General features: G+C 71.6%; 19 protein-coding genes. 12 read left to right on the top strand and 7 right to left on the bottom strand.

All coding sequences use genetic code 11. The annotated features are described in order from the left end of the window. Positions 1 to 14: 14 nt before the first annotated feature. On the bottom strand, positions 15 to 950 hold the full coding sequence (locus GGQ54_RS16680) for a DUF2510 domain-containing protein (protein WP_218843804.1): 936 nt from the start codon (positions 948 to 950) through the stop codon (positions 15 to 17). A 3-nt stretch (positions 951 to 953) separates the two neighbouring features. Continuing rightward, the gene (mptB, locus tag GGQ54_RS09265; protein WP_179445128.1) at positions 954 to 2,684 is read right to left on the bottom strand and encodes a polyprenol phosphomannose-dependent alpha 1,6 mannosyltransferase MptB; all 1,731 of its coding nucleotides are present in this window, start codon (positions 2,682 to 2,684) and stop codon (positions 954 to 956) included. A gap of 177 nt (positions 2,685 to 2,861) precedes the next feature. Here mptB and GGQ54_RS09260 point away from each other — a divergent pair, with 177 nt between their 5' ends. Beyond that, positions 2,862 to 4,139: an arginine deiminase gene (locus GGQ54_RS09260; protein WP_179445127.1), complete on the top strand. Its 1,278-nt coding sequence runs from the start codon at positions 2,862 to 2,864 to the stop codon at positions 4,137 to 4,139. A gap of 133 nt (positions 4,140 to 4,272) precedes the next feature. Here the strand turns inward: GGQ54_RS09260 and GGQ54_RS09255 are convergent, their stop codons facing one another. Further along, positions 4,273 to 5,622: a purine-cytosine permease family protein gene (locus GGQ54_RS09255; RefSeq protein ID WP_179445126.1), complete on the bottom strand. Its 1,350-nt coding sequence runs from the start codon at positions 5,620 to 5,622 to the stop codon at positions 4,273 to 4,275. A gap of 220 nt (positions 5,623 to 5,842) precedes the next feature. Between GGQ54_RS09255 and GGQ54_RS09250 the strand changes: the two genes are divergently transcribed. After that, entirely contained in the window at positions 5,843 to 6,562 is a 720-nt protein-coding gene (locus GGQ54_RS09250; protein WP_179445125.1) for a DUF6882 domain-containing protein, read from the top strand. 6 nt (positions 6,563 to 6,568) lie between these two features. Here the strand turns inward: GGQ54_RS09250 and GGQ54_RS09245 are convergent, their stop codons facing one another. The 3 genes from GGQ54_RS09245 to aat all read right to left on the bottom strand — a co-directional run bounded on the left by GGQ54_RS09245 (position 6,569) and on the right by aat (position 8,590). After that, complete coding sequence (locus tag GGQ54_RS09245; RefSeq protein ID WP_179445124.1) at positions 6,569 to 6,886, bottom strand: rhodanese-like domain-containing protein; 318 nt, start codon at positions 6,884 to 6,886, stop codon at positions 6,569 to 6,571. A gap of 112 nt (positions 6,887 to 6,998) precedes the next feature. Further along, positions 6,999 to 7,862: an Fpg/Nei family DNA glycosylase gene (locus GGQ54_RS09240; RefSeq protein ID WP_179445123.1), complete on the bottom strand. Its 864-nt coding sequence runs from the start codon at positions 7,860 to 7,862 to the stop codon at positions 6,999 to 7,001. A 59-nt stretch (positions 7,863 to 7,921) separates the two neighbouring features. Beyond that, complete coding sequence (gene aat / locus GGQ54_RS09235) at positions 7,922 to 8,590, bottom strand: leucyl/phenylalanyl-tRNA--protein transferase (protein ID WP_343045914.1); 669 nt, start codon at positions 8,588 to 8,590, stop codon at positions 7,922 to 7,924. Positions 8,591 to 8,720: 130 nt separating this feature from the next. On the opposite strand from aat, the gene GGQ54_RS09230 reads away from it, so the two are divergent. The 4 genes from GGQ54_RS09230 to efeB all read left to right on the top strand — a co-directional run bounded on the left by GGQ54_RS09230 (position 8,721) and on the right by efeB (position 12,762). Next, positions 8,721 to 9,392 (top strand): EcsC family protein, encoded by a 672-nt coding sequence (locus GGQ54_RS09230; RefSeq protein WP_179445121.1) that lies wholly within the window; start codon positions 8,721 to 8,723, stop codon positions 9,390 to 9,392. A 71-nt stretch (positions 9,393 to 9,463) separates the two neighbouring features. Further along, entirely contained in the window at positions 9,464 to 10,306 is an 843-nt protein-coding gene (gene efeU, locus GGQ54_RS09225) for an iron uptake transporter permease EfeU (protein ID WP_179445120.1), read from the top strand. Further along, a complete protein-coding gene (gene efeO / locus GGQ54_RS09220) occupies positions 10,303 to 11,475 on the top strand; it encodes an iron uptake system protein EfeO (protein ID WP_179445119.1) in 1,173 nt (390 codons plus the stop codon). Before efeU ends, efeO begins: the two co-directional genes overlap by 4 nt. A gap of 42 nt (positions 11,476 to 11,517) precedes the next feature. Then, the gene (gene efeB / locus GGQ54_RS09215) at positions 11,518 to 12,762 is read left to right on the top strand and encodes an iron uptake transporter deferrochelatase/peroxidase subunit (RefSeq protein ID WP_179445118.1); all 1,245 of its coding nucleotides are present in this window, start codon (positions 11,518 to 11,520) and stop codon (positions 12,760 to 12,762) included. 8 nt (positions 12,763 to 12,770) lie between these two features. Here the strand turns inward: efeB and GGQ54_RS09210 are convergent, their stop codons facing one another. Beyond that, positions 12,771 to 13,442 (bottom strand): GntR family transcriptional regulator, encoded by a 672-nt coding sequence (locus GGQ54_RS09210; RefSeq protein ID WP_343045913.1) that lies wholly within the window; start codon positions 13,440 to 13,442, stop codon positions 12,771 to 12,773. 133 nt (positions 13,443 to 13,575) lie between these two features. On the opposite strand from GGQ54_RS09210, the gene GGQ54_RS09205 reads away from it, so the two are divergent. From GGQ54_RS09205 to GGQ54_RS09180, 6 genes are all read left to right on the top strand, one after another. Then, positions 13,576 to 14,823 (top strand): NRAMP family divalent metal transporter, encoded by a 1,248-nt coding sequence (locus tag GGQ54_RS09205; RefSeq protein ID WP_179445116.1) that lies wholly within the window; start codon positions 13,576 to 13,578, stop codon positions 14,821 to 14,823. Beyond that, a complete protein-coding gene (locus GGQ54_RS09200) occupies positions 14,820 to 15,638 on the top strand; it encodes a putative hydro-lyase (RefSeq protein WP_343045912.1) in 819 nt (272 codons plus the stop codon). The genes GGQ54_RS09205 and GGQ54_RS09200 overlap by 4 nt, the downstream gene beginning before the upstream one ends. Continuing rightward, positions 15,635 to 16,399 carry a LamB/YcsF family protein gene (locus GGQ54_RS09195; RefSeq protein ID WP_179445115.1) on the top strand — a complete coding sequence of 255 codons (765 nt, stop codon included), beginning with the start codon at positions 15,635 to 15,637 and terminating at the stop codon, positions 16,397 to 16,399. Before GGQ54_RS09200 ends, GGQ54_RS09195 begins: the two co-directional genes overlap by 4 nt. After that, positions 16,396 to 17,967 (top strand): 5-oxoprolinase subunit B/C family protein, encoded by a 1,572-nt coding sequence (locus GGQ54_RS17020; RefSeq protein ID WP_179445114.1) that lies wholly within the window; start codon positions 16,396 to 16,398, stop codon positions 17,965 to 17,967. The genes GGQ54_RS09195 and GGQ54_RS17020 overlap by 4 nt, the downstream gene beginning before the upstream one ends. Before the next feature lie 4 nt (positions 17,968 to 17,971). Beyond that, positions 17,972 to 19,204, top strand: coding sequence for a biotin carboxylase N-terminal domain-containing protein (locus tag GGQ54_RS09185; RefSeq protein WP_179445113.1), 1,233 nt, complete (start codon positions 17,972 to 17,974; stop codon positions 19,202 to 19,204). Between the two features lie 214 nt (positions 19,205 to 19,418). Next, positions 19,419 to 20,942 (top strand): Ig-like domain-containing protein, encoded by a 1,524-nt coding sequence (locus GGQ54_RS09180; protein WP_179445112.1) that lies wholly within the window; start codon positions 19,419 to 19,421, stop codon positions 20,940 to 20,942. Positions 20,943 to 21,067 lie beyond the last annotated feature (125 nt).

Genomic DNA, 21,067 nt, shown 5'->3' with positions numbered 1-21,067 from the left:
GTATCGCGGGCCGATCAGCGGGTGCTGGCCAGCGACTCGTCGAGCGCGGTGCGGATCTCGAGGAATCCCGGGTCCTCGGTCAGGTCGGTACGCACGATGGTGGTGGCCGTCCAGACGATCCGGGTGCCGTCCGGCCACACCTCGGCCTGCACGATCTGGGCCGTCTCGAACTCGCCCTCGATCCCGGCGAACCGCATCACCGCGCGCTGTTCGACCAGGGTGCTGCCCGCCCGCTGGCCCGGCCGGACGACGGGCTCGGCGGTGCTCACCACGCGTTCGGCGGCATCGACGGTCCGCTGGTGCCGGGCGGCAGCGACCGCGCGTCCGAGCTCCTCGCCGTCGTCGCCGGGAACCGACGGATCGACCAGGCCGACCTGGAAGCTGCCGCCGTACTTGTCCGCCGAGTCCGACGAGGTGATCCCGGACGCGCCGGACGCGATCAGCGGCGGGATCGGCCGGGCCTTGGTCGAGTCGCCCTCGCTGTTGAACGGGAATGACGGCAGCGACGCGCCCCAGATCCCGTGGATGGAGATCTCGCTGTAGTCGGCGACGACCTCGGGCGCGTCGATGCGGGGTACGCCGAGATCCGCCGGGGCCACGGCCGCCGGCGGCTGGTTCAGCACCGCCTGCACCCCGCGTACCGTCAGCACGGCGAGGCCGATCACCAGTGCCGCGAGAACCGCCCCGCCGACGATCAGCGCGCGCCGGGCGCGAGGCCCGAGCAGCGGGTCCGGCCGCACGGTCCGCCGGGCGGGCCCCGGTGGCGGGGATTCCGGTTCGGTGGTGAGCCAGTCGGTCCACTCCGCACCGTCCCACCAGCGGTAGGTGCCGGTGAGCCCGCGGGGGTCGTGGTACCAGCCGACATTCCCGCCGTCACGGGCAGGAGACGCGGGAGTTCCGGGACCGGTCGGGTCGGCGGCGCGGGCCGGCTGGCGATACGGCGTCGACATCGATCACTCCCCCGTTCGGGTCTTCGTGGCGACGCTAGCCGCTGCGCCGGGAATCTCGCCAGCAGCTGCCGTGAGCTCGCCCGCGCCTGCCGTGCCGGCCGGCGGCGCAGGATCGGTGCGGGTGCTGATCAGGCTGCCCGCCCGGCGGCAGGCGTAGTACCACCAGATGACGATCGCCGACACCACGCCGAGCATCGCGGTGGTCGTGCCGACCTGCCGGACGCGGGCGACGACCTCCTCCAGCAGCGCGCTCTGCCCGACCACCCGCCCGGGATTGAACGCCAGGTTCAGCACGAGCCCGCGGGCGAGCATGATCACGTCCAGCCGACTGGCGCCGTAGAGCGCGATCGGCACCCACGCCGCGAGGTCGTACCAGGGCAGCGAGTAGGGCGCGGTGCACAGCCAGGCGACGGTGAGCACCACGGCGGTGCGTACCGCATCGCTCAAAGGATCGCGCCGCGGGTCGAGCTCACCGGAGAGCCCGAACAGGCGCCGGCGCGGCAGCACCCGGGACAGCATCCAGGCGAGCGTGATCATCCCCAGCCAGCCGAGCAGCGAGACCAGGTCGTAGCTGGTCTCGCCCGCGACGAAGGTGACCAGCAGCTTCTGCACCGGCGCGAGCCAGCTCACCTCGGACAGATAGCCGCTGTTGCGGGCGGCCTGGCCGAGCGCCTCCGGCTCGAGGACGAAATAGGCGATCGAGGACGGGATGCCGGCGCCGATGATCGCCCGCAGCATCGCGGGCAGATCACGTCGGTACGCCCAGACCATCGCGATCCCGTAGAGGCCCAGCGTCGCCTTGACCGAACAGCCGATGCCGATCAGCACGCCGGCCACGAACGGCCGCCGCCGCAGGAACCAGAACGCGGCGACGCCGAAGGAGATGGCGATCGCCTCGTTGTGCGCGCTCACCACCACCGCCCAGATCATCACCGGGTTGAGGATCGTCAGCCAGATCACCCGGGCCTGCAGGCGCCGGTCGCCGCGGGCCAGCCCGACCGCGAGCGTGCAGGCGATCACCATGAAGATCATGCAGACGAGCTGCAACCAGAACACCACGTCGTGCACCGTCTCGCCGCCCAGCCGGTTGGCGCCGATCTGGATCCAGTTCAGGATCGGGCCGTAGACGCTCGGGGTGTCCTGCCAGGGCCGCTCGGTGTAGACGAGGATCGGGTCGTACTGGGTGCGGAACAGCCCGGCCGGCGTGACGGCGTACGGGCTCATCCCGAGCACCGCGATCCGGCCGTAGGCCGCATACATCAACACATCCGCCGAGGTCAGCGGCGGGACGCCGATCGTGATCAGACACAGGGCGACGCCGAGGCCGAAGCAGCGGCGCAGCCGCGGCAGCCAGCCGCGCGCCAGCGCCCGCAGGCCGATCCACATCCCGGCGCCGCCGATCGCGATGGACGCCCACAGCGCGCCGGTGACGAGCCACTCGTTGCGCCACGGCGCGGGGGCAGCGATGTGCCAGGGCGGCAACAGGCTGCCGTTGCGCGGACCGAGGTCGAGCGTCACCACCGAGGGGCCGAGGAAGCCGACACACAGATAGATCGCCGGTGCGAGCAGCAGCGCGGCCAGCGCGATCCGGGGGCTGGTCGTCCACGATGCGGCGCCGCCGCGATCGGCGCGATCCGGGCTGGTCGGGGCGCTGAACCAGTCCAACAGCGCGAGGGGCCGAGGGACCGGGCGCGGTGCTGCCGGGCTCGGCGCCGGTGGGCGTGGGTGGACCACGGCACCTCCTCTCGGCATCTCTCGGCGGCGGGCATCGCGCGGCACCGACGGGTCGGCAAATCGGGGCAAGATTAGTCGACCCCGGCGCGGGCCGGACGCGATGCGGATCGTTCGAACGGCGCCGGGCTGTCGGTCGCCGTCGGTGCCGGGTCGGGCGCGGCGCACTATGGTCGGCACATGGCTGAAGCTTCCACCTCCGACGGCGTTGCGGCACCCGGCGAAGCGGCGGGCCCGGGCGAACAGGGTCCGGGCCAGCAGGGTCTGGGCCGGCAGGGTTTGGGCGTACGCACCGAGACCGGGAAGCTGCGCACGGTGTTGCTGCACCGACCGGGCGACGAGCTGCGGCGGCTGACCCCGCGCAACAACGACCAACTGCTGTTCGACGCGATCCCGTGGGTGGACCGGGCGCAGGCCGAGCACGACGCCTTCGCGCAGGTGCTGCGGGACCGCGGGGTCGAGGTGTTGTACCTGGCGAACCTGCTGGCCGAAACGCTCGGCGACGAGCTGGCCCGGTCCCGGGCGATCGACCTGACGCTGAACGATCTTCGACTGGGTGATCAACTGCGTACCCTGCTGCGCACTCACCTGGCCGAGCAGCACCCGGACGACCTGACGCATCTGCTGACCACGGGCCTGCGCAATGACGAGTTCCCGACGCGGACGCTGGTCACCTCGCTGATGGCGCCCGATGACTTCCTGATCGACCCGCTGCCGAACCTGTTGTTCACCCGCGACTCGTCGGTGTGGATCGGCGACAACCCCGCGGTCACCTCGCTGGCCATGCCGGCCCGGTCGCGCGAGACCCAGCTCACCGAGTTGATCTATGACCATCATCCGCGGTTCGTGGGCAACGAGACCTTGTACGGCTGGGATCGCGAGCATGTGGAGGGCGGCGATGTGTTGGCGCTGGCCGACGGCGTGCTGGCGATCGGGATCGGCGAGCGGACCACACCGGCGGGTGCGGAGCGGTTGGCCCGGACGGTGCTCGGCGCCGGGCTGGCGCACACCGTGGTCGCCGTGCCGATCGACCAGCAGCGGGCAACCATGCACCTGGACACCGTCTGCACGATGGTCGACGTGGACGCCGTGGTGATGTATCCGAATGTTGCCGACCGGCTGGCGGCGTTCAAGGTCACCCGCGACGGCGACGATCTGGTGATCGGTGAGCGCCGGCCGTTCCTGGAGGTGGCGGCCGATGCGATGGGGATCGATCAGGTGCGGGTGATCGACACCGGCCTGGACCCGGTGACCGCCGAGCGGGAACAGTGGGACGACGGCAACAACACCCTGGCCCTGGAGCCGCGCGTCGCCGTGGCGTACGAGCGCAATACCGAAACCAATGCCCGGCTGGAGAAGTCTGGCATCGAGGTCGTCGCCATTGCCGGCTCCGAGCTCGGTTCCGGTCGCGGCGGACCCCGGTGCATGTCCTGCCCGATCGAGCGCGAACCCGTCTGACGGGGCGGGCTGGGCAAGCGCGGGTCAGGTTCCACTCGGCGCCGTCCCGCACCGCGCGCGCCGCGCCAGCACGGGGCGAGGCCCCGACCCCGCGGGTCGGGTGGAACATCCCACGCCGACCGGAGAAGTGCGGTTACCTGCGCGCCAGCGCCCGGGACAGGGAGCCGAGGATCACCATCGCCCCGATACTGACGACGATGGCGCCCACCGAGGAGCCGAGCCAGCTCGGCGCGGTGAAGCCGATGGCGTCCCGCACGCTCGTCCACAGTGCCGACCAGCCGGGCACGTCGCCCGGGTAGATCAACTGGTACGCCACGAAGCCGCACGCCCAGGCCAGCACCGGCGCCAACCGGAACGGCGCCCGGTCGGAGACGTCCCAGCGCTGCCGACTGATCCAGAAGAAGTCCGCGGCCGCCACCGAGAACAGCGGCACGAAGACCGAGCCGATCAGATAGAGGAACGACTGGTACTGCCCGAAGTCGAGCAGTGCGGCCAGCAGCATCGCCAACAGCCCGACACCGACGGCGACGACGCGCCGGTCCGCCCGGCCGACCAGGTTCTGCACCGACATGGTGGTCGAGTAGATGTTGGCGAAGGCCTCGTCGACCTCGTCGATCATCAAGATTGCCAACGCGATCCCGCCCGCCGGCAGGGCCACCAGCGCGCCGATCAACCGGTCGCCGTCGGCCGCACCCGGCAGGTGCACCACCGCAAACACCCCGAGCGTGTAGTAGCCGATCGCCGCCAGCCCGTAGCCGATGCCCGCCCCACCGGCGGCGGCCAGCCTAGTCCTGGAGTGCCGCGCATAGTCGGCGGCGAGCGGGGCGAACGAGACGACGCCCGCGACGGCAAGATCGACACCGGGCCAGAATCCGGAGGCGGCACTGGCATCGATCGGTGTCGCCGGCTGCATCAGCACCTGCACGAACAGATAGACCGAACAGGCCAGCACCAACCAGATCATGATCTTGCGCAGCAACCGCACGGTGCCGAGCGGGCGGATCGCCATCAGCGTCGCCAGCACACCGCCGATGATCACGAACGGCAACCGCCACTGCGGCCCGAGGATGTAGGCCGCGGTGGTGGCGATCACGATGATCTCCATCGTGGCCCAGCCGATGTTCTGGAAGATGTTCAGGGCCGTGGGCACGGTGGAGGCGCGGCGACCGAGCAGGCCACGCAGCGAGACCATCGACGGGGCGCCCGTGACGGCGCCGAAACAGGCAGATCCCGCGAGCAGCAGTCCCCCGATCAGGCAGCCGACGATGATCGCGCCGACGGCGCCCCACAGCGACCCGACGGTCATCGCGACCAGGGCGCCGGTGAGCGGACCGAAGAGCGACACCCCGAGGTTGCCCCACATCGCGAGCTGGCTCCACAGGCCGAGCGGGCGAGGTGGTTCGGTGGTGAGGACGAGCGGGGCCTCCGCGGCCCGCGTGACGGGAGAACTGGTGGCAGAACCACCTTGGGCAAGCTTCGACATGATGTCCTTCCTGCGCCGGCATTATCCGATCAGGTTCATCCGGTCGGCGGACCGGGCGGTGATCATCTCCCGCCACTCCGCCCTCTCAGCCCGCCACATCGGCGCGAGCTCCCGGGGTTTGGGGTGGACGCTACTACGCGGCGAGCCGCGTTCCAACCTGTCCGCCCGTCGAGCCGCTAGCCTGTTGGGCGAGCGGTGGTTCCGCAGAGAGGGGATCGCGATGGCCGGGCTGACCTTGGATCAGATCGTCAATGACGGCGCGCTGTGGGGGCTGCTGGCCCAACACAGCCTGAGCACCGAGATCGCCGGACGGCTCGGCGACCGTCGGGAGCACGACGTTGATCTTGCCGCCCCGAAGCTGACCATCAGCGGTGACGGCGCCAGCATCGAGGCGGTCCCGCACCTGATCGCCTCCGTCGCGCCCGGGCCGCGCACGGTCCGGTGGGCCTGGGCGCTGCCCGAGCTCGCCGAGCTGCCCGCGGCGGCGCTCGCCCGGCGCCTGCGCGACTTCGGCCAGAGCCAGGGGGTCGAGCCGCTGACCAGGGCCGAGGTGGGCTTCGACGAGTTCTCGCCGAGCCCGGAGGGATCGGACGAGACGGATTCCGTCGCCGGGCAGGTCGCCATGATCGCCAGTCAGGTGATCGGCGAGGTGCCGTGGTTCATCGCCCAGGCGGGCGAGACGAAGGTGGTGACGCTGCTGCAGGGCGGCCCTGCGCTGCCGCGGCCGGAGATCGGCGACCTGATGGCGGCGCTCCCGGAGGGGCTGATGGCCGGTCAGATCACCGACGCGCCGCGCGCGATCCGCAGCCTGTTGAACCGCATCCCCGCCTGGCGGGGCGAGTGGGGTCCGGCGGGGGTACGCATCTCCGACGGCCGCGGCAATGTTGACGTGCACCTCGACGGGGACGGCCAGGTGACCGAGATCGAGGCCAATTCCTGAGCCGGCTCAGCCGGCGCCGACAACGGGCCGGCCCTGCTCGACCCAGCCGGTGATCCCACCCTCGAGATTGATCACGTCGCGGCCCGCGGATCGCAGGTACGCCGTGGCGCGCGCCGACCGGCCGCCGCCCTTGCACATCGCGACCACCCGGTCGCCGACCTCGTCGGCGCGCTCGACCAACTGATCGAGCGGGATGTGCGTGGCGCCGTCGACGTGGGCCTCGTCCCACTCCTCCTGGGTACGCACATCGAGCAACTGGTAGCCCTCGTCGATCAGCCGCTGCGCGCCGGCCGGGTCGGTGCCGGGGATCTCGGTGTGGTTCATCGGGGGTCCTTTCGATTCCATGATCGGTGAGTAAGGGATCGGTGAGTAAGGGATCGGTGAGTAAGGGATCGGTGTGTACGGGATCGGACGATCATGATCGGGTCGACCATGATCACTTCAGCAGACGTGACATCCGCCGATCGGCCAGGGGTTTGCCGCCGGTCTGACAGGTCGGGCAGTACTGCAGCGAGGAGTCGGCGAAGCTCACCTCGGCGATCGTGTCACCGCAGGTCGCACACGCCTGCCCGGTACGCCCGTGCACCCGCATGCCCGACTTCTTCTCGCCCTTCAGGTCCTTGGCGGCGAGGCCGGCCGACCGGCGTACCGCCTCGGCGAGCTCGCCACGCAGGGCGGCGTACAGCCGATCGTGCTCGTCGTCGGTGAGCGCGCTCGCCGCCTTGAACGGCGACAGCCTCGCCGCGTGCAGGATCTCGTCGGAATAGGCATTGCCGACGCCGGCGAGCTGGCGCTGGTCGCGCAGCACGCCCTTGAGCTGGGCGCGGCCGGCCGCGTCGAGAATCTCGCGCAGGCGATCGGGCCCGAAGTCGTCGGCCAGCGGATCGGGGCCGAGCGTGGCGATCCCGGGCACCTGTTGCGGGTCGGTCACCACGTGGATGGCGAGCTTGCGCTGGGTACCGGCCTCGGTCAGGTCGAAGCCGGAGTCGTCGTCGAGCCGGACCCGCGCGGCCAGCGGCCCCTTGCCCGGCTTGGGCGGCGCGGCAGGCAGCTCGTCGGACCAGCGCAGCCAGCCCGCGCGGGCGAGGTGGAAGATCAGGTGTACGCCCTGGGCGTCGAGGTCGAGCCATTTGCCGTGCCGGCTGACCCCGGAGATCGCCAGACCCTGCAGCGCCGCCGGCGGCGGATCGTAGGTCTTCAGCGCCGAGAATGCGGCGAGGTCGAGGCGCGCGATCGAACGGCCGGCGGTCTTCTCGGCCAGGAAGCCGCGCAGCGACTCCACCTCGGGCAGCTCCGGCATGTCACACCTCCCAGTGCGGGCCCCATGCTAGTCGGCGCGATCCCCGGCCGGGGTCGCTGTCAGGGCCAGGCGGGGGCCGGCAGTTCGAGGGCGACGGCCAGCCGCTGCAGATACTCCGCCCGGGGGATCTCGATCACCCCGAGGCTGCCCAGGTGATCGGTACGCCATTGCACGTCGAGCAGCCGGGGCCGGCCGTCGCCGCCGAGGATCCCGACCAGCGCCAGCAGCGCCGCCTTCGATGCGTCCCGGCCGTGCTCGGGGTCGTGGAACATCGACTCGCCGGCGAACAGGCCGCCGAGCCCGACGCCGTACAGCCCCCCGACCAGCCGGCCGCCCGGCCCCCAGGCCTCGACCGAGTGCGCCAGCCCGCGCCGGAACAGGGCGCGGTAGGTCCGCCGGATGTCGTCGTCGATCCAGCCCCCCTCGCGGCGCTCGTCGGCGCAGCCGTCCAGCACCTGCTCGAAGGCGGTGTCGGTGGTGATGGCGTACCGCTTCGCGCTCTTGCGCAAGGAGCGGGTGACCCGCATCCCGTCCAGCGGCAGGATGCCGCGGCGGACGGGCGAGTACCAGGCGATCAACGGCTCGCCGTCGCGCGGACCCACCCCGCCGAGCGGCATCGGAAAGGCGCCCGTGGCATAGCCCTCCACGACCAGCGACTCGTCGAGGCCGGTGGAGAAGGAGACGAGATCCTGGTCGGGCCAGGAGCTCGGGTGCAGAAAGACGCCCACCAGACCATTGTGCGTACCCGCTCCGACACGCCCGGACCTCAGGGTCCGCCCCGGGTCGCGCGCCGGCCGGGTGTGCCGTCGCCGCGCGTAAGCTGACCACCGAACCCCTCGCGCAGAGCCAGGAGGAGACATGGCATCAGTGGGCCGCACGCTCGCGCAGAACCTGACCGCCGAGCGGACCACCGAGGTCGCCGGAGGCGCGCTGCGGCGCGTCCTCGAACTGGCGATCGACGGCATCGGCGTGCTCCCGGGGGCGCGCACCGCCGCCGGCCGCCACCTCGAGCGGGTCGGCCAGGTCGAGGGCGCGATCGACGGGGTGATCTCCCAGCACGTCGCGCTCGCCGGCGCCCAGGGGTTCGCCACCAACGTCGGCGGCATGCTGACCCTGCCGATCTCCATCCCGACCAATCTCACCGGCCTTGCCGTGCTGCAGACGCGAATGGTTGCCGGGGTCGCGCACCTGCGCGGGTACGACTTGGAGAAGGGACAGGTACGCACGGCGCTGCTGATGTGTCTGCTCGGTGCCGACAGCCTGGAGCGGGCCGAGGAGTCGATCCCTCGGCGCCCGATGATCGTTGCGACCGCCCCGGTCTTCGACCCGCGCCTCGATCGCAAGATCGCCACGCTCGTCGTCGGCCACCTGAGCACCCGGGTGACGGGCAAGCAGGCGGCGCTGATGTTCACCAAGCGGGTGCCGGTGCTCGGCGGCGGGGTCGGTGCCGCGGTCGACGGCTGGGAGACGCGCGCCACCGGTCTGTTCGCCAAGCAGGAGCTGGTCGCCCGCCGCGCGATCCCGAGCTGACGCGCTGGCCAACTCGACAGCGGCGCGGATTCCGGTTTAGGTTAGGTTGTCCTTAACCTAGAAAGCGGTTCATGCTCGCCAACTACCTGATCGGTCTGCGCGAGGGCCTGGAGGCCTGCCTGATCGTCAGCATCCTGATCGCCTACCTGGTCAAGACCGGCCGGCGCGAACTGCTGTCCCGGATCTGGCTCGGCGTGGGCATCGCCGTCGTCATCTCGCTCGCCTTCGGCGCCGTACTGACCTTTGGCCCGCGCGGCCTGACCTTCGAGGCCCAGGAGGCCATCGGCGGCGCCCTGTCGATCATCGCGGTCGGCTTCGTCACCTGGATGATCTTGTGGATGGCTACCGCTGCCAAGTCGCTCGGGCGGGTGCTGCGCGAGAAGGTCGACCGGTCCGGCGGCGGCTGGTCGCTCGTGGTGATCGCGATGTTGGCGGTCGGTCGCGAGGGGCTGGAGACCGCGTTGATCCTGTGGGCGGCGACCCAGGGCGCCACCGGCGGCAGCGGCGCGATCCCGCTGCTCGGCGCCGTGCTCGGCATCGCCACCGCAATCGTGCTCGGCTTCTTGTTCTACTCAGGCGCCCTGCGAATCGACCTCGGCAAGTTCTTCGCGATCACCGGGGCGTTCCTGATCATCGTCGCCGCGGGCGTGCTGGCCTACGGGGTGCACGATCTGCAGGAGGCAGGCATCCTGCCCGGCCTGCACTCGCTGGCCTTCGACGTCAGCGCGATCATCCCGCCGGCATCGTGGTACGGCACGCTGCTGAAGGGCATCTTCAACTTCTCTCCCGCCACGACCTGGCTGGAGTTCGCCGCCTGGTGGGCCTATCTGCTCATCGTCGGTTTCCTGTTCCTGCGCGCGCTTCGGCGTACCTCCGCCGCGGCCGCGCCCGTCCCTACCGGAGAACCTGCATGATCAAGTCCCACCGCTGCGCGGGAGCTGCCTGCCTCGTCGCGGCTCTCGCCGTCGCGCTCGCCGGCTGCACCGACAACACCTCCGGCGCCGCGCCGGGCGATCCGCGCGCGCTGACCGTGCAGTCCACCGACGACGCCTGCACGGTCTCCGGCGGCGGCGCACCGGCCGGCACCCTGACCTTCTCGGTGACCAACGGCGGCAGCCAGGTGACCGAGTTCTACCTGCTCGGATCCGACGGGTTGCGGATCCTCGGCGAGGTGGAGAACATCGGGCCCGGCCTGTCCCGTGACCTGGTCGTCAACGCGCCGGCCGGCGACTACTTCACCGCCTGCAAGCCGGGCATGATCGGCGACGGCATCCGCAACCCGTTCTCGGTCGCGCCGTCCGATGATCAACCGGCAGTCTCGGCCGATGATCAGCAGCTCGCCGAGCAGGCCGACCAGCAGTACGGCTCCTACGTCAAGGACCAGACCGAGCAGCTTCTCGCACAGACCCGCGCCTTCGCCGAGGCCTACACCGCGGGCTCCGACGACGAGGCCCGCCGGCTCTACCCCCGCGCCCGGATGCACTGGGAGCGGATCGAGCCGGTCGCGGAGTCCTTCGGCGATCTCGACCCGAAGATGGACGCGCGCGAGGCCGACCTGCAGCCCGGCGAGGAGTGGACCGGCTGGCACGTGATGGAGAAGGATCTGTGGCCGCAGCGGGCCGAGAACTACACCGCGCTGACCACGCAGGAGCGCAAGCGGTACGCCGACGACCTGGTCGCCAACACCGAGGACCTCTACAACCGCACCCGCGACCTGACCTTCAGCACCGACCAGATCGGCAACGGTGCGACCGGGCTGATGGAGGAGGTGGCCTCGGGCAAGGTCACCGGCGAGGAGGAGTACTGGTCGCGCACCGACCTGTGGGACTTCCAGGGCAATCTCGAGGGCGCGCGGGTCGCCTGGCAGGGGCTGCGGCCGATCCTGCAGAAGAAGGATCCCGATCTGGACGCCACCTTGGAAGAAGAGTTCGCCGCCACCCAGGCCGAGCTGGACTCCCACCGCAGCGGGGACGGCTGGAAGAGCTACGACGAGCTCACCGAGGACGACATCAAGGCCCTCTCCGACCGGGTCAATGCGCTCGGCGAGCCGCTCTCCCGGCTGACCGCGGCCGTCTTGTCCTGACCCCGGGGACGACATGACATCGAGCACGACGGGCGCACCGGCATGACCCTGTCGCGGCGCGGCCTGATCGGCGCCGCCGGGGGCGCTGCGGCCGTGGGCGCCGCCGGCCTGGCGGGCGGCCTGGCGCTCGGTCGCACCGCCGAGCCGCCGCCCGACCCGCTTGCCCGGACGTATCCGTTCCACGGCGCGCACCAGGCGGGCATCGCCACGCCCGCCCAGGATCGACTGCACTTCGCCGCCTTCGACGTGCTGACCGACGACCGGGCCAAGCTGGCGCGGCTGCTGCGCGCCTGGACCACCGCGGCCGCCCGGCTCACCCAGGGCCTGGCAGCCGGCGAACAGGGCCCGACCGGTGGTTCCTACCAGGCCCCGCCGGATGACACCGGCGAGGCCATCGGCCTGCCCCCGTCGGGCCTGACGCTGACCTTCGGCGTCGGACCGGCGCTGTTCGACCGGTTCGGCCTGGGACAGCGGCGACCGGAGGCGCTGACGCCGCTGCCCGCGTTTCCCGGCGACGCCCTCGATCCCGATCGCTCCGACGGCGATCTGTGCGTCCAGGCCTGCGCGGACGACCCGCAGGTCGCCGTGCACGCGATCCGCAATCTCGCCCGGATCGGCATGGGCACGGTGTCGGTACGCTGGAGCCAGCTCGGCTTCGGGCGTACCTCCTCCACGTCGACGGCGCAGCCGACCCCGCGGAACATGTTCGGCTTCAAGGACGGCACCGCCAACCTGAAGGCAGAGGAGCCCGACCTGCTCGACCGGCACGTCTGGGTGCCCGCCGGCCGCGATCCCCGGGAGGACTGGCTGGTCGGCGGCAGCTACCTCGTGGCGCGCCGGATCAACATGACGATCGAGACCTGGGACCGGACCTCGCTCGCCGAACAGGAGCGGGTGATCGGCCGCAGCAAGGCCGAAGGGGCACCGCTCAGCGGCGGCGACGAATTCGCGGCGCCGGACTTCGCGGCCGCGGGTCGCGGCGGGCTCCCGCTTATCGATCCGCGAAGCCATGTCGCGCTCGCCCACCCCGATGCCAATGACGGCGTGCAGTTGCTGCGCCGCGGCTACAACTTCGTGGACGGCAGCACGCGGCTCGGCCGACTCGATGCCGGGCTGTTCTTCCTCGCCTTCGTGACCGACCCGCGGACCCACTTCATCCCGATGCAGACCCGGCTGGCGAGCCGGGATGCACTACAGGAGTACCTGCGCCACACCGGCTCGGGCCTGTGGGCCGTGCTGCCCGGGGTCAACGAGGGCGGCTGGCTCGGCGAGACCCTGCTCGCCTGACCGGCCGATCAGCCTCGGGCGTAGGCCGCGACCAATGTCCGCTCGGAGCGGGTGAAGTAGGCATCGAGGGCATCGGCCGCCTCGGCCATCCGCCCCTCGGCGAGCAGCGCGGCAATCGATGCATTGGCGTCCACGAAGGGCGCGTGCAGGTACTCGGCATCGGCAATCGTGCGAAACGCCAGCCGCAGCTCAGCGGCCAGGCGCGCGAACCACTGGTCGAGCCGCTCGCTGTCGGCCAGGGCGACCAGGCCCGCGTGGAAGGCCATGTTCATCGACCCGACCTGGCGCCAGCGGCCCGCGCGGCGATGCTCCTGCGCGGCGGCGACCGCCTCGCGGACGGCGCCGAGCGCGGGGTGCCGGGGCACGGCATGGCGTACCGCCTGTTCCTCGATCATCCGCCGCACTCGGTAGATGTCGAGCAGCGAGGCGAGGCTCGGCACCCGGACGAAGACGCCGCGATGGTTGTGCCGCTCCAGCAGGCCGTCGTGGATTCCGATCCGGTACGCCTCCCGCAGCGAGTTGCGCGAGACCCCCAGGCTCTGGGCGAGCGCCGCCTCGTGCAACTGCTGGCCCGGCGCAAGCGCACCATCGATGATCATCGAACGCAGCTCGGCGGCGGTGCGCTCGGCCAGATCGAGTCGCGCACCGGGCACCCGGCTCGGCGCGTCATTGGTCCGCACCGACTCATCGTAGGGGCGGCCGCGGCCGGATCCGGCCAATTTCCTCAACGATCTGGTCATTTTGTTCAACAACTTCTAGGGTGACGCCCATTCGTCGGCGCGTTGCGCCGCCCAGGCCCGAGGAGCGTGCGCGATGGCAGCCACTGGTGAGGAATCCACCGCCGAACAGGCGAAGTCCTTCGCATCGGCCCGCCGGATCTCGCTGATCGGGGCGATCTTCATGATGGCCACCAGCGCCATCGGGCCCGGCTTCATCACCCAGACGGCCACCTTCACCGCCCAGCTCGGCGCAGCGTTCGCCTTCGGCATCTTGTTGTCGATCCTGATCGACTTCGCGATCCAGTTGAACGTCTGGCGAATGGTCACCGTGTCCGGGATGTTCGCACCGCAACTGGCGAACCGGGCGATCCCCGGGTCGGGGTACCTGCTCGCCGTGTTGATCATCATCGGCGGCCTGGCCTTCAACATCGGCAACATCGCCGGCGCAGGCCTGGGCCTGAAGGTGCTGTTCGGGCTCGACCCCAAGATCGGCGGTGCGATCAGCGCCGCCATCGCGATCGCGATCTTCCTCTCCCGGCGCGCGTTGGCCGCGGTCGATCGGGTGCTGATCGTGCTCGGGCTGGTGATGATCGCGCTGACGGTCTATGTCGCCGTGGTCTCGGGCCCACCCGTCGCCGACGCCCTGCGCCAGACGGTGCTGCCGGACACGCTCAACTTCGCCGCGATCACCACCATCGTCGGCGGCACCGTCGGCGGCTACATCACCTACTCCGGCGCGCACAAGCTGCTCGACTCCGGCACCACCGGCCCCGAGCACGTCAAGGAGGTGAACCGGGCGGCCGTCAACGGCATCCTGGTCACCGGCGTGATGCGCTACGTGCTCTTCCTGGCCATCCTCGGCGTGGTGGCCAGCGGCGTCGTGCTCGACACCTCGGGCAATCCCGGCGCACAGGCCTTCCAGGCCGCCGCCGGCGAGGTCGGTTTCAAGGTCTTCGGCGTGGTGTTCTGGGCGGCGGCAATCTCGTCGGTGATCGGCGCCGCGTACACCTCGAGCTCGTTCTTCTCCGCATTCAGCGACCGGCTCACCCAGCGCACCCGCAGCTTCATCACGATCGGCTTCATCGCGGTCTCGCTGGTGCTGTTCCTGCTCTGGGGCGCGGCCCCCGCGGCGATCCTCGTCTTCGTCGGCGGATTCAACGGCCTGGTGCTGCCGATCGGCCTGACCATCTTCATGATCATCGGCTGGTTCCGGCCCGGCCTGCTCGGCGACTACCGCTATCCCCGGTGGCTGCTGGTCGTCGGCACCGCAGCCACGGCCCTGAGCTACTACATGGGCGCGGTGTCGATCGGCCCGATCTTCGCCATGGTGTCGGGATCGTGATCATTCCCGACGCCGACAGCACTCCGGCCCGCGCCCGGTCGGCGTACCGCGCCGGCCTGGTCGCACCGACCGCCGGCATCGCCCGCGGGTACGCCCAGGCCAACCTGATCGCCCTGCCCGCGGACCAGGCCGATGACTTCCGCGCCTTCGCCCGGGCCAATCCCCGGCCGTGCCCGCTGCTCGACGAGACCGCGCCCGGGGCCGTGACCAGCGCCCTGGCGGGTGATGATCTCGACCTGCGCACCGACCTGCCCGGCTATCGGATCTGGCGTGACGGCGAGCTGGTGGCCGAGGTGGGCGACGCCAGCGCGGCGTGGTCGGAACGCGATGATCTTGTCGCTTTCCTGATCGGCTGCTCGTTCACCTTCGAGTTCGCGCTGCTGGCGGCCGGCGTACCCGTCCGACACATCACCGCGGGCCGGAGCGTGCCGATGTATGCGACGACCGTGCCCTGCACACCGGCCGGCCGGTTCCACGGCCCGCTGGTGGTTTCGCTGCGCGGCATCCCGGCCGATCGGGTCGATGACGCGATCGCGATCAGCGGCCGCTATCCGGCGGTGCACGGCGCCCCGATGCATGTCGGCGACCCGGGGGCGCTCGGCATCGCCGACCTGGATCATCCCGATTTCGGCGATGCCCCGATCCTCGAGCCCGGGGACGTTCCGGTGTTCTGGGGCTGCGGGGTGACGCCGCAGGCGGCGGTGCTGGCCAGCCGCCCGGCGTTCGCGATCACCCACTCCCCCGGTCACATGTTGATCACCGACACCCCCGACTCCGCCTATCTCGAACCGCCCCTGCAGCAGGAGGTCCGATGACCGCGATCGATCTGAACAGCGACATCGGCGAGGGCTTCGGCCGATGGAACCTCGGCGACGACGAGGCCGTCCTCGGCATCGTCTCCAGCGCCAACATCGCCTGCGGCTTCCATGCCGGCGACCCGCGCGTGATGGCGAGGACCTGCCGGATCGCCGTCGACAACGACGTCGCGATCGGCGCACATGTCGCCTATCGCGATCTGGCGGGTTTCGGCCGCCGCGCAATGGATGTGGCGAGCGAGGACCTGGTCCCGGAGATCATCTACCAGATCGGTGCGCTGTCCGCGCTGGCCGGCGCGGCGGGCGGGCGGGTGAGCTATGTGAAACCGCACGGCGCGCTCTACAACACCATCGCGGTCGACGAGCGACAGGCGCGCGACGTGGTCGCGGCGATCCGCGAGGCCGACGACTCGCTGGTGCTGCTCGGGCTGGCCGGCAGCGTCGTGCTGCGGATCGCCGAGGAGGCGGGACTGACGACGGCGAGCGAGGCCTTCGCCGACCGTGCGTACCACGCCGACGGCACGCTGGTCTCGCGCCGCGAGCCCGACGCGGTGTTGCACGATCCGGCGGAGGTGGCCGAGCGGATGGCGCGGCTGGTCGCGGCGGGCGAGTTGATCTCCGTGGAGGGTACGCCGGTGCGGCTGCGCGCCGATTCGATCTGCGTGCACGGCGACAGCGCGGGCGCGGTCGAGATGGCCCGCGCGGTCCGCGATCGACTGCTCACGGACGATATCTCGGTGCGGCCGTTCGTCGGCCGATGAGCGAGCGGCGCCACCTGTCCGCCGGGGACCGGGCCGTACTGGTCGAGCTGGTCGACCTCGAACACACCCTCGGGCTGCTCGCGAGCCTCCGGCAACGCCAGCGCGTCGATCCCATCCCGGGGCTGGGCGAGCCGCTGCCCGCGGCCCGGACCATCATGATCGATTTCTGTCCCGAGGTGATCACTCGCGCCGAGTTGATCACCGAGCTGGCCGCACTGTCGGATGAGCCGCGGCCGGCCGGCGACGGACCGCCGATCGAGATCGATGTCGTCTACGACGGCGAGGATCTCGACGAGGTCGCCGGGCTGCTCGGCCTGACCCGTGACGACTTGATCGCCCGGCACACCGGCGGCGAATGGGTGGCGGCCTTCGCCGGTTTCGCGCCGGGATTCGCCTACCTGGCCGGCGGAGACCCGATCTTCGACGTCCCCCGCCGGTCCTCGCCGCGGACCCGCATCCCCGCCGGCTCGGTCGGACTCGCCGGCCGTTTCTCCGGCGTCTACCCGCGGGAGAGCCCGGGCGGCTGGCAATTGATCGGGCGTACCGCGGCCACCATGTGGGAGGCCGACCGCGACCCGCCGGCGCTGCTCGCACCCGGCACCCGGGTCCGCTTCCGGGCGGTCGCGCAGCTCGCGACGACAGCCCCGGCTCCGGACCCGGCCGCCGAACCCGATCATGACCGGGGCCTCGAGGTGATCATCCCCGGGTTGCAGAGCACGCTGCAGGATGCGGGACGGCCGGGCAACCTGGCGATGGGCGTCGCCGTTTCCGGCGCGTTGGACATCCGGGCGATGCGACTGGCGAACGGACTGGTCGGGAACGTCCCCGACGAGGCGATCCTGGAGATTCCCTACGGCGCGTTGACGTTGCGGGCGCGCGGTCGCTGCGTCGTCGCCGTCACCGGGGCCCGCGTCGGTGTGATCATCACCCGGTCGGGCGGCGAACAGGTCGTCGTCGATGATCAACGCCCATTGGCGCTGGACGACGGCGACGAGCTGGCGCTGGGCGTTCCGGCCGGCGGTGTCCGGGCAATGCTCGCCGCGCGCGGCGGATTCGCCGTCGATGCCGTGCTGGGCAGCCGTTCCACCGACACCCTGGGCGGGATCGGCCCGCCTCCGCTGCGCGCCGGGCAGGTACTGGGGCTGCGAGACATCGTGCCCCCGGCCCGCGCGGTCGGCGACCCGGTGCCGTGGCCGGACGAGCCCTCGGGATCGCTCGAGGTGCCGATCATGCTCGGCCCGCGCGACGACTGGTTCGACGCCGATTCCGTGCAGCGGCTGGTCACCGAGCCGTGGCTGGTGACCGAGCGCTCCGACCGAGTCGGGCTCCGGCTCGGCGGCGGACGCCCGCTCGTGCGTACCGAGCAACGCGAGCTGCCGAGCGAGGGCGTGGCCACCGGATCGCTGCAGGTGCCCCCGTCGGGCGAGCCGATCCTGTTCCTCGCCGACCACCCGATCACCGGCGGATACCCGGTGATCGCGGTCGTCGACTCCACCGCGCTGGGCGCGCTCGGCCAGGCGCCACCGGGGACCGAGCTGCGGTTCCGGCTGACCGACCGGGAAGGATGATCGGGTGCGACGAGTCCTGATCGCCGACCGGGGCCCGATCGCGGCCCGGATCGCTCGCGCCTGCGCCGACTCCGGTCTCACCTCGATCGCGGTGTACGCCGATGCCGACTTCGACGCCCGGCACGTCCGGCTCGCCGACGAGGCGTACGCCGTGCCGGGCGCGACCCCCGCCCGGAGCTACCTGTCCGGGGACGGGATCATCGCCGCGGCACGTGCCGCACGCGCCGACGCCGTGCATCCGGGGTCGGGCGGCCTGGCCGACAGCGCGGACTTCGCCCGCGCCGTGCGGGCCGCGGGGTTCACCTGGCTCGGCCGCCCCCCGGAGTTCGTCGACCGCGCACCGACGCCCGGCCGCGGATCGCCGCGGTCGCGCCGGATCGAGGTGCCCGTGCTCGCCGACCCCTACGGCACGGTCGTCGCGCTCGGCACCCGGGACGCTTCGGTGCAGCGCCGCGGCGGGTCGCTGATCGACGAGGCGCCGGCGCCCGCGCTCGGCGCGGAGCTGGAGCGCGAGCTGCGGGCCGCCGCCGTAGCGGCGTACACCGCCCGCGGCCCGGTCGGCCGGGGCCTGAGCGGCCCGGGTTTGATCAACGGGGCGAGCGTCGCGTTCCGGCTGGACGCGGACGGTACGCCGTCCCTGCTCGACGTCAGCTTCCGGCTGACGCCGGCGCACGCCGCGACCGAGGAAACCACGGGCATCGATCTGGTCGTGGCCGGATTGCGGGTGGGCTCCGGAGCGCGGCTCGACCCCGCACTGGCCGAGCAGCGACCGCGCGGGCACGCCATCACCTTCCGGATCAGCGCCGAGGACCCGGGACGAGGGTTCCTCCCCGCTGCCGGCGTCGTCCGGGGGGTGGCGCCGCCCGGCGGGCCCGGCGTCCGGCTCGACTCCGGGATCGAGGCCGGGTCGGCCGTCCCCGGGTTCGACCCGCTGCTCGCCACGCTGACCGTCTGGGGCCCGGATCGACCGGCCGCACTGGCCCGGGCCCGGCGCGCGCTCGGCGAGTTCGACGTGGCCGGCGTACCCACCGTGTTGTCGTTCCATCGCGCCGTGCTCGACCAGCCCGCCTTCGCCGAATCCGAGCGGTATCGGGTGCACGAGAGCTGGCTGGAGACCGAGTTCGCGGCGCCACTGCCCGACTTCCCGGCCGGGCGCGAGCCCGACGCCGACATCGGGCGTACCCCGATCCTGATCGACGGGCGGCCCGGAACTCTCGGGTTGCCGGGCCCACGGTGAATGCATGCGACGCGGCCGCCGGAGCCGGGCTGCTGCGCCGACGCCGCGGGTGACAGGCGACGCGGGCGGTCACTTTTTCCCCAGATGCGTTCGCGCAGCGCCACTGACTTGTGTATGGTGCCGAGGGTCTGCACGCCCCGCGCTTTGACGCCGGGTGTGGGATCACAATCGAGAAACTCGATATCGGGGGATATTGATGAAGACACGGTCTTCCGTGCGCGCTGTTTTGGCCGCACTCACCACAGCTCTGCTCGCGCTGGGCGCGCTCGTCCTGACGAGCCCCGGCACCGCCAAGGCCGACGAGATCTCCGGCGCCATCACGCAGGTGACGACCGAGCGGACCAGCGGGTTCGACGGGCCACTTCGCCAGTGGGAGAACTTCGACGTTCGAGCCAACTGGGCGGTGGACAGCACGGCCAAGGCCGGGGACACCTTCCGCTTGACGATCCCCGAGGGCGGCCCGGAGATCCAACTCTTCGCCAAGGATTTCCCGCTGAAGACGGCGGACGGGCAAACGGTCGGCAATTGCGCCGCGACCCCGAAGGAGATCGTCTGCACCCTGACCGATTTCGTCGAGAGCCACGACAATGTCGAGGGCACCTTGTGGTTCACCGCGCGGGCGACCAAGGCCTACGACGGTTCGGAGACGGTGTGGACGTCCGGTGATCACGAGGTCACCATCCAACTGCCGGGCAGCGGCGGTGTGATCGGCGAGCCCTGGCCGCGACCGACCGAGCCGCAGAAGGCCGGCTGGCAGGTCCTGGAGAACGGTGACCTCGTCGAGTACCGGATCGCCGTGCCCGCCAGCTACATCCAGGCCGGGACCCGGGTGACCGACCAGTATGACTCGCGGCTCAAGTTCCTGCCCGACGAGTTCAACGTCGCGGAGTTCCCCGAAGGCGCCTGGAACGAGAGCGGTCCCGACTGGGAGGCCGGTGGTCGTAGCCTCGAGCCCAACGTCGACTACGTCCTCACCGAGGGCCCCGACAACAGCTTCACGGTGACCTTCGCCAACGCCGGACTGGCCGGTGCGACCTACCTGATCCAGTACCGGATGGACTCGACCGGCGTCCCGGTCGGCACCGAGTTCAGCAACACCGCCGGCATCGATGACGTCGAGGTCACCACGCGGGTACGCAAGGTCGACGCCGGCGGCGACGGCTCCGGCGACCTCCCGCCGACGCCGACCCCGTCGGAGACCCCGACCCCGACCCCGTCGGAGACCCCCACCCCGACCCCGTCGGAGACCCCCACCCCGACCCCGTCGGAGACCCCCACCCCGACCCCGTCGGAGACGCCGACCCCGACCCCGTCGGAGACGCCTACCCCCACCCCGTCGGAGACCCCCACCCCCACGCCGTCGGAGACCCCCACCCCGACCCCGTCGGAGACGCCGACCCCGACCCCGTCGGAGACCCCCACCCCCACGCCGTCGGAGACCCCCACCCCGACCCCGTCGGAGACCCCCACCCCGACCCCGTCGGAGACCCCGTGCGTCCCGCCGACCGGCCCGAGTGGGTCGCCGAGCCAGGGTCCCGGCCCGTCGGAATCGCCCTGTGTGCCGCAGCCTCCGGCGCCGAGCGACACGCCCGACACGCCGACCGGTCCTGACACGCCGAGCAGCCCGAACACGCCGCTGGCTGACACCGGTGGCCAGGTCGGCCCGCTGGCCGTCGGCGCCGCGGCGCTGGCCGCGCTCGCCGGAGCCGGTCTGCTGACCCGGCGTCGCCGGGGCTGACCCGCAACGACAAAGGCCCCCGCACCCACCTCGGGTGCGGGGGCTTTTGCGCGTCAGGTTCCACTCAGGTCACCGCCTCCGCGGCCGAACCGCGGCGCCGCGGGGTCAGCTGCCCGATGCGCCCG

The sequence above is a fragment of the Naumannella cuiyingiana genome (genome assembly GCF_013408305.1).
Lineage (GTDB): Bacteria > Actinomycetota > Actinomycetes > Propionibacteriales > Propionibacteriaceae > Naumannella > Naumannella cuiyingiana.
The sequence above is the reverse complement of the archived record's forward strand: the minus strand, read 5'-3'. Positions and strand labels throughout refer to the sequence as shown.

Bases quoted from the DNA above. Each gene is read 5' to 3' on its own strand.
- GGQ54_RS16680 (WP_218843804.1), bottom strand. From the start codon at position 950: ATGTCGACGCCGTATCGCCAGCCGGCCCGCGCCGCCGACCCGACCGGT.
- GGQ54_RS09260 (WP_179445127.1), top strand. From the start codon at position 2,862: ATGGCTGAAGCTTCCACCTCCGACGGCGTTGCGGCACCCGGCGAAGCG.
- GGQ54_RS09255 (WP_179445126.1), bottom strand. From the start codon at position 5,622: ATGTCGAAGCTTGCCCAAGGTGGTTCTGCCACCAGTTCTCCCGTCACG.
- GGQ54_RS09250 (WP_179445125.1), top strand. From the start codon at position 5,843: ATGGCCGGGCTGACCTTGGATCAGATCGTCAATGACGGCGCGCTGTGG.
- GGQ54_RS09245 (WP_179445124.1), bottom strand. From the start codon at position 6,886: ATGAACCACACCGAGATCCCCGGCACCGACCCGGCCGGCGCGCAGCGG.
- GGQ54_RS09240 (WP_179445123.1), bottom strand. From the start codon at position 7,862: ATGCCGGAGCTGCCCGAGGTGGAGTCGCTGCGCGGCTTCCTGGCCGAG.
- GGQ54_RS09230 (WP_179445121.1), top strand. From the start codon at position 8,721: ATGGCATCAGTGGGCCGCACGCTCGCGCAGAACCTGACCGCCGAGCGG.
- efeU (WP_179445120.1), top strand. From the start codon at position 9,464: ATGCTCGCCAACTACCTGATCGGTCTGCGCGAGGGCCTGGAGGCCTGC.
- efeO (WP_179445119.1), top strand. From the start codon at position 10,303: ATGATCAAGTCCCACCGCTGCGCGGGAGCTGCCTGCCTCGTCGCGGCT.
- efeB (WP_179445118.1), top strand. From the start codon at position 11,518: ATGACCCTGTCGCGGCGCGGCCTGATCGGCGCCGCCGGGGGCGCTGCG.
- GGQ54_RS09205 (WP_179445116.1), top strand. From the start codon at position 13,576: ATGGCAGCCACTGGTGAGGAATCCACCGCCGAACAGGCGAAGTCCTTC.
- GGQ54_RS09195 (WP_179445115.1), top strand. From the start codon at position 15,635: ATGACCGCGATCGATCTGAACAGCGACATCGGCGAGGGCTTCGGCCGA.
- GGQ54_RS17020 (WP_179445114.1), top strand. From the start codon at position 16,396: ATGAGCGAGCGGCGCCACCTGTCCGCCGGGGACCGGGCCGTACTGGTC.